Annotated in this window: 2 rRNA genes; both read right to left on the bottom strand. The window is 55.8% G+C overall.

Features of this window, described 5'->3' with window-relative positions:
* Nucleotide 1: 1 nt before the first annotated feature.
* Nucleotides 2-118: ribosomal RNA gene (gene rrf / locus ESP57_RS18330) — 5S ribosomal RNA — on the bottom strand.
* A 215-nt stretch (nt 119-333) separates the two neighbouring features.
* Nucleotides 334-3,440, bottom strand: a 23S ribosomal RNA gene (locus ESP57_RS18325).
* Nucleotides 3,441-3,738: the final 298 nt, after the last annotated feature.

The following is a 3,738-nucleotide window of genomic DNA, read 5'->3' as shown; positions in this document are numbered from 1 at the left end:
TGTCCGGCGGTGTCCTACTCTCCCACAGGGTCCCCCCTGCAGTACCATCGGCGCTGCGAGTCTTAGCTTCCGGGTTCGGAATGTGTCCGGGCGTTTCCCTCGCGCTATGGCCGCCGAAACTCTAGAACCAATCGCACCCTGGTTGGGGTGGTTGGTGGTCTCGGTGACCGCACCAACCCAGACCCTGTTACAGGGTGTGGTGGTGCGGGTGTGTTCTCAGTGTTGAGTTTTTGGGTTTCCCGTCTGAAGGGAACCACAGAGTGGACGCGAGCGTATCTTTGGCCACTCACACGGCCTTTTCATGAACATGTTCAAACGTGTGTGAGTGTAGTGATTATCAAGTTATCGGCTTATTAGTACCGGTCAGCTCCGACAGTCGTTAGTCCTGTCTTCCACATCCGGCCTATCAACCCAGTCGTCTGGCTGGGAGCCTCTCACCCCGAAGGGTATGGAAATCTCATCTCGAGGCCGGCTTCCCGCTTAGATGCTTTCAGCGGTTATCCATCCCGAACGTAGCTAACCAGCGGTGCTCCTGGCGGAACAACTGGCACACCAGAGGTTCGTCCAACCCGGTCCTCTCGTACTAGGGTCAGATCCTCTCAAATTTCCTACGCGCGCAGCGGATAGGGACCGAACTGTCTCACGACGTTCTAAACCCAGCTCGCGTACCGCTTTAATGGGCGAACAGCCCAACCCTTGGGACCTACTCCAGCCCCAGGATGCGACGAGCCGACATCGAGGTGCCAAACCATGCCGTCGATATGGACTCTTGGGCAAGATCAGCCTGTTATCCCCGAGGTACCTTTTATCCGTTGAGCGACAGCGCTTCCACAAGCCACTGCCGGATCACTAGTCCCGACTTTCGTCCCTGCTCGACCTGTCAGTCTCACAGTCAAGCTCCCTTGTGCACTTACACTCGCCACCTGATTGCCAACCAGGTTGAGGGAACCTTTGGGCGCCTCCGTTACTTTTTGGGAGGCAACCGCCCCAGTTAAACTACCCACCAGGCACTGTCCCTGAACCGGATCACGGTTCGAAGTTAGATATCCAGAGTGACCAGAGTGGTATTTCAACAATGACTCCACCGACACTAGCGTGCCAGCTTCAAAGTCTCCCACCTATCCTACACAAGCCACACCGAACACCAATACCAAGCTGTAGTAAAGGTCACGGGGTCTTTCCGTCCTGCTGCGCGTAACGAGCATCTTTACTCGTAATGCAATTTCGCCGAGTTCGCGGTTGAGACAGCTGGGAAGTCGTTACGCCATTCGTGCAGGTCGGAACTTACCCGACAAGGAATTTCGCTACCTTAGGATGGTTATAGTTACCACCGCCGTTTACTGGGGCTTAAATTCTCAGCTTCGCCTTGCGGCTAACCGGTCCTCTTAACCTTCCAGCACCGGGCAGGCGTCAGTCCGTATACATCGTCTTGCGACTTAGCACGGACCTGTGTTTTTAGTAAACAGTCGCTTCCCACTGGTCTCTGCGGCCCTGCAGCGCTTCCCCAAGCAAGTTGGTTCACGCCTTAGGCCCCCCTTCTCCCGAAGTTACGGGGGCATTTTGCCGAGTTCCTTAACCACGATTCTCTCGATCTCCTTAGTATTCTCTACCTGACCACCTGAGTCGGTTTGGGGTACGGGCGGCTGGAACCTCGCGTCGATGCTTTTCTTGGCAGCATAGGATCACCCACTTTTTATCCGCATCGCGTCTCAGCCATGATGAGCGACGGATTTGCCTATCGCTCGGCCTACACGCTTGCCCCGGGTCAACCATCGCCCGGGTTGGGCTACCTTCCTGCGTCACACCTGTTAATACGCTCACTCCACCAGATGGGGTCGCATGCCGCCTCACGATCGTCCCCGAAGGGATCCACGCGTCTTGGGATGCTTAGCACTCCTGATTTCATGTGGGCGGTTCTTCGCCGGTACGGGAATATCAACCCGTTGTCCATCGACTACGCCTGTCGGCCTCGCCTTAGGTCCCGACTTACCCAGGGCAGATTAGCTTGACCCTGGAACCCTTGGTCTTCCGGAGGACGGGTTTCTCACCCGTCTTTCGCTACTCATGCCTGCATTCTCACTCGTGTGGCCTCCACGGCTGGTTCACACCGCCGCTTCGCTGGCCACACGACGCTCTCCTACCCATCAACACGGCTGGACCACGAAGGCCTACCATCAATGTCAATGCCACAACTTCGGTGGCGTGCTTGAGCCCCGTTACATTGTCGGCGCGGAATCACTTGACCAGTGAGCTATTACGCACTCTTTCAAGGGTGGCTGCTTCTAAGCCAACCTCCTGGTTGTCTGTGCAACTCCACATCCTTTCCCACTTAGCACGCGCTTAGGGACCTTAGTTGGTGGTCTGGGTTGTTTCCCTCTCGACGATGAAGCTTATCCCCCACCGTCTCACTGCTGCGCTCTCACTTACCGGCATTCGGAGTTTGGCTGACGTCAGTAACCTTTTAGGGCCCATCGGCCATCCAGTAGCTCTACCTCCGGCAAGAAACACGCAACGCTGCACCTAAATGCATTTCGGAGAGAACCAGCTATCACGAAGTTTGATTGGCCTTTCACCCCTATCCACAGCTCATCCCCTCCATTTTCAACTGAAGTGGGTTCGGTCCTCCACGACGTCTTACCGTCGCTTCAACCTGGCCATGGATAGATCACTTCGCTTCGGGTCTAGGACATGCGACTGAATCGCCCTATTCAGACTCGCTTTCGCTACGGCTGCCCCTCACGGGTTAACCTCGCCACATATCACTAACTCGCAGGCTCATTCTTCAAAAGGCACGCTGTCACCCCTACAAGGAGGCTCCAACGGTTTGTAAGCAAACGGTTTCAGGTACTATTTCACTCCCCTCCCGGGGTACTTTTCACCTTTCCCTCACGGTACTTGTCCGCTATCGGTCATCTGGGAGTATTTAGGCTTATCAGGTGGTCCTGACAGATTCACGCGGGATTTCTCGGGCCCCGCGCTACTTGGGATACCTCTCCGGGCCGCCAGGCATTTCGACTACGGGACTCACACCCACTCCGGTCCGGCTTTCAATCCGGTTCGTCTATACCTGACGCGTCACCGTGACTGCACGGCAGTACAGTCCGAAAGGTCCCACAACCCCGACCATGCAACCCCTGCCGGGTATCACACATGGCTCGGTTTAGCCTGTTCCGCGTTCGCTCGCCACTACTTACGGAATCACGGTTGTTTTCTCTTCCTGTGGGTACTGAGATGTTTCACTTCCCCACGTTCCCTCTACCCGCCCTATATATTCAGGCGGGAGTCACCAGGTCACCCAAAGGGCCTGGCGGGGTTTCCCCATTCGGAAATCCTCGGATCACAGCTCGTTTATCAGCTCCCCGAGGCTTATCGCAGATTACGACGTCCTTCTTCGGCTCCAGATGCCAAGGCATCCACCGTTTGCTCTTAAAAACTTGAAAATCACATGAGATCGAATCGTGCAACACCACCCCGAAGAGCGATGCTGCGAAATTGACCAGTGAATACGCCAAACAACACCCCCGAAGGAATGCTCCTGGCGACTCACCTATTGTGAAACAGGACCGAAGTCCCGTTTCTAAGATGCTCGCGTCCACTATGTAGTTCTCAACAGACGGCCAGAACCCCCACACCCACCGAATCAAAACCATCGGCAATGTGAAGGCCTGCAAGAAACCATCACCCCCACGCCAAAGCGCGGGAAGTTGTCCGGCCCCTCAGGACCCAACAGCGTGCACG

The organism is Agromyces fucosus (assembly GCF_004134865.1).
Taxonomy (GTDB): domain Bacteria; phylum Actinomycetota; class Actinomycetes; order Actinomycetales; family Microbacteriaceae; genus Agromyces; species Agromyces fucosus.
Note: the sequence above shows the minus strand (reverse complement) of the source record. Positions and strands in the feature narration are given on the sequence as shown.